Genomic DNA, 4,370 nt, shown 5'->3' with positions numbered 1-4,370 from the left:
ATATACATAATATGTCTATAGAAAATGTTAACGGAATAGAAATTTTTACTAATTTAGAAGTATTTTCATGTAGAGATAATAATATAACATCACTGGATTTATCGCAAAATACAAAACTTAAAACCCTGCTATGCCTACATAATAAAATTACAAACTTAAATATATCGAATAATAAAGAATTAAAAAGACTTGACTGTTTTGATAATAAGCTTAACAGTTTAAATTTAGAAAATAACGTTAAATTAGAAGACTTAACATGCGGAGCAAATAATTTTAATACATTGGACGTATCAAATAACATAAACCTAAAAAACTTTACGTATTTGATAGGAGAAATGACAGAAATAGATTTATCTAATAACGAACAATTAGAATATGTTTGGATATCTACAACACCAATTAAAAAATTAGATTTGTCAAATAATCCAAATTTAAAGCAATTGCTATGCTATGGGACAGATATTATAACCATTGATTTGTCAAATAAACCATATTTAACAGGAGATAATGTAAACATAACAAGCAATAAAATGATATCATTACATAGTAATTTAACTAATAATAAAGATATTGATACACAAAACCAAAGAGCTGTTACAGTTGATGTAAATACCGCTGATACATACGATTTACGAAACTTGGATACAAATATTAATCCTGACAATATTACTAATATAAAAGGCGGCACAATAAATAACGGGATCGTTCAAAACATCACAGACGGTATGACAATAACATATACATATAAAGAAAATGGAGCAGAACTTAACGCAACGATAATATTTAAAAAGAAAGATATTGATGATAATAACAATAATAATTCAGGTGAAGGAGAAAACAATCAAGAAAATAATAATAAACCAAATAATGGTATATCAAATAATGACAATAACAAAATCACTTCCTCCCCTAACACCTCTGATTTATCAAATATAAAAAGCTGGATTAGTGTATCGATAATATCTATTTCTATGTTATTAATATTAACAATTATAAAAAAGAATTTTACAAAAAATAAAATCTAATTTATTTAAATAAAAATACACCTATAAAGATTTTCATAGGTGTATTTTTTTACAAATAATGAATAAATAAGACTTTTAATTTTGCCATGAAAAAAACAAATTTTTCATATATAATTAAATTGTATAAATATAAGGAGAAAAAATATGAATAAATTATTAATAGTCGATGACAATAAACAAATAACATCAATTCTTGAAGACTATGCAAAAAATGAAGGTTATAAAAATATTATCGCCCTTGACGGAGAAGATGCCCTCGTAAAGTTTGAAGAAGAAAAACCGGATATAATTCTTCTTGATGTAATGATGCCTAAAAAAGACGGATTTTCTGTTTGCAGGAAAATAAGAAAAACATCAAATGTTCCTATAATAATGATTACAGCAAGAGGTGAAGACTTTGAAAAAATAATGGGGCTTGAAATAGTAGCAGATGATTACATCGTAAAACCTTTTTCACTTGGAGAAGTAATGGCAAGGATTAAAGCAATAATGAGAAGAGTGGAAAACAAGGAAAATAAAAAACAATGTTTGACCTTTGATAATTTACAAATAGATATAGACACATACAGTGCATATATAAATAATGAAAAACTACCACTTACAAAAAAAGAAATAGAAATACTTTGGACTTTATGCAAAGCACAAAACAAAGTTTTTTCAAGAGAACAGCTTTTAAATATGATATGGGGATATGACTATTTTGGAGACAACAGAACAGCAGATTCTCATATAAAAAGGTTAAGAGCAAAAATAGATAAATTTGAACATATTTCCTGGGACATAACAACCATATGGGGTGTAGGGTATAAATTTGAGGTAAAAGAAAATGAAAAAAAGTAAAATAGCAATAAAGTTAACACTGAATTTTACCATTGCCCTTTTAATTTTTTCAATAATAATAGCAGGCATATTCTTATGCCTTTTTAAAAATTATGCTATAAATATGCATAAAGAACAAATGGAAGAATATGCTACCGCTTTAAGTGATGTATTATCAGGCGAAGAAAGTATCGGAAACGGAAGAGGAATGGGAGGATATGGTGCATATATAAAATTTATAGATAAAGTATCAAAATCAAGCATATGGGTAGTAGATACAAACGGTAATTTAATCAATAAAAATATGGGACATTCAAGCGATAACTACAATACCTCTACCCTATCAAGTAATGCAGAGGCTATACTTGATAAAGTACTAAACGGAGAAAACACAAGTATAGAACAATGTAACGACAACCATTCTCAAACAAATATAACGGTTGGAGTACCAATTCAAAAAGAAAACGAAATAACAGGAGCTGTATTTATTTCATCAAATATAGATGAAATACCAAGAGATGTAAAACAGGCCCTTACCATTTTAGCATTCAGTATTATCATATCTCTTATTATTGTAATAATTTTATCTTTTATTCTTTCTCGACTATTTACAAAACCTCTATCAAAAATGAAAGAAGTTGCATCAAATTTATCAAACCACGATTATACGGCAAGATGCAATATTAAACAAAATGATGAAATAGGAGAACTGGGAGAAATTCTCGATATACTTGCAAAAAGACTTGAAGAAGCAGATAAACAAAGCGAAGAACTGGATAAAATGCAAAAAGATTTTATAGCAAATATCTCTCATGAGCTTAGAACTCCTATAACCGTAATGAGAGGTTCCTTAGAGGTACTACAAAAAAATGTAATTACTGATAAAGATAAAATACAAGAATACTACAAACAAATGCTTCTTGAAGCAAAATTTTTAGAAAGACTTGTGGGAGATTTATTGGACCTTGCAAGACTTCAAAATACCGACTTTAAAATACAAGTAAACAAACTTAATTTAACAGATGTAATAAATGATGTAGTAAGAAGCGCAATGCAAATTGCAAATAATAAAAACATTACAATAAATAAAGAGATAGAAAATAACATATATGAAATAAACGGAGATTATGAAAGATTAAGACAAATGTTTCTAATTATTTTAGGCAATGCAATAAAATTTTCTAAAGAAAATTCCTGTATTGATGTAACATTTAAAAATAATCAAATAATCATAAGAGATTATGGAGAAGGAATAGACGAAGAACACCTGCCTCATATATTTGATAAATTCTATAAAACATATGATAAGAAAAATGAAACAGGAAGCGGACTTGGGCTTGCAATAGCAAATCAAATTGCAAAAAGACATAATATAATATTAGAAGCAAAAAATGCAGACAAAGGTGGAGCAGAATTTATATTTAAGTTATAAAACAATAACTTAAAAAAGAAATAGAAAAGACATAATTTTGCCATTTTTATTTTGTATTATATATCCATAGAAAAGATATGGAGGATATAAAAATGAAAAAGAGAACAAAAATAATTACAAGAACATTATTAACTCTATCTATTTTTGGCTTTTCAACACCGATTTTTGCGTCAAATCAATTTGATGCAAAGGCAGAAGCTATTGCAAAGTTAACAAATAAAACAGTAGAAACAATCATTGAACAAAAAATAAATTTAGATATGACTTTTGGAGAAATTGCAAAAGAAAACGGAGTATTAGATCAATTTAAAAAGGCTAACTTAGAACAAAAAGAAGCAATATTAAATGAAAAAGTTGAGCAAGGTATTTTAACAAAAGAAGAAGCCGAAAATATTTTAAACAAAATAAAAGAAAATCAAGCAACATGTGATGGCAGCGGCAGCAACTCTCAAAATCTTGGTTTAGGTCTTGGTAATGGAAATGGCAGCGGAAACGGTAGTGGACGTGGCAATGGTAGTGGTAATGGAGCCGGTAACGGCGGTCAAGGGCAAGGTAAAGGCATAGGCGGAATGAAATTACAAGACGGTTCTTGTTATCAATAAAAAAAACGATGTAACAAACCGTATTGTAAATTTAAAAGATATTAAACTATAAAAAAAGAGGTTTAAAACCTCTTTTTTTTAAAGTATATGACATAAAATTCATAAAATGGGTTACTTAATTAACTTTAAAACAAACAAACAAATATAGGGATAGTTAAACATTAAGTATTACCTGGGAAATACGTCATTCGTACTTTAAAAATATTTTTTTATCCGATAAAGATAAAAATATAGTTAGCTATTATATAGTATTAAATCAATATTCAAGGATTTGATAAGAATGTTAGTTACTGCTAACTTTATATAGATAATATCATGTATACATTTAATTGTCAATGATATTTTTTATTTTTTATAAAAAAATCAGGTTTAATACCTGATTTTAATTATACATTTCCATTGTTTTTAATATATTTAAAAGTTCTTCAGAATTTTCATAGGAAGTGGGTATTATAACGGTTCTGTTAAAACCCTCTTCTTTTCCCATTCTAA

3 protein-coding genes and 1 pseudogene are annotated in these 4,370 nt (G+C 27.2%); all 4 read left to right on the top strand.

The window, feature by feature from the left end:
• A pseudogene (locus tag FGQ49_RS10480) lies at positions 1-1,025 on the top strand (hypothetical protein); the annotation flags it as partial.
• Between the two features lie 144 nt (positions 1,026-1,169).
• Positions 1,170-1,865 carry a response regulator transcription factor gene (locus FGQ49_RS10095; RefSeq protein WP_138269740.1) on the top strand — a complete coding sequence of 232 codons (696 nt, stop codon included), beginning with the start codon at positions 1,170-1,172 and terminating at the stop codon, positions 1,863-1,865.
• A complete protein-coding gene (locus tag FGQ49_RS10090) occupies positions 1,852-3,276 on the top strand; it encodes a HAMP domain-containing sensor histidine kinase (RefSeq protein ID WP_138269739.1) in 1,425 nt (474 codons plus the stop codon). Before FGQ49_RS10095 ends, FGQ49_RS10090 begins: the two co-directional genes overlap by 14 nt.
• 92 nt (positions 3,277-3,368) lie before the next feature.
• A complete protein-coding gene (locus FGQ49_RS10475; RefSeq protein WP_171020688.1) occupies positions 3,369-3,878 on the top strand; it encodes a hypothetical protein in 510 nt (169 codons plus the stop codon).
• Positions 3,879-4,370: the final 492 nt, after the last annotated feature.

This window comes from Anaerofustis stercorihominis (assembly GCF_005844425.1).
In the GTDB taxonomy this organism is placed as follows: Bacteria; Bacillota; Clostridia; order Eubacteriales; family Anaerofustaceae; genus Anaerofustis; species Anaerofustis butyriciformans.
This window is presented reverse-complemented; position numbering and strand designations above follow the sequence as displayed.

What these genes read in the sequence shown, in the direction of transcription:
- FGQ49_RS10095 (WP_138269740.1), top strand. Translation starts at nt 1,170, where the DNA reads ATGAATAAATTATTAATAGTCGATGACAATAAACAAATAACATCAATT.
- FGQ49_RS10475 (WP_171020688.1), top strand. Translation starts at nt 3,369, where the DNA reads ATGAAAAAGAGAACAAAAATAATTACAAGAACATTATTAACTCTATCT.
- FGQ49_RS10090 (WP_138269739.1), top strand. Translation starts at nt 1,852, where the DNA reads ATGAAAAAAAGTAAAATAGCAATAAAGTTAACACTGAATTTTACCATT.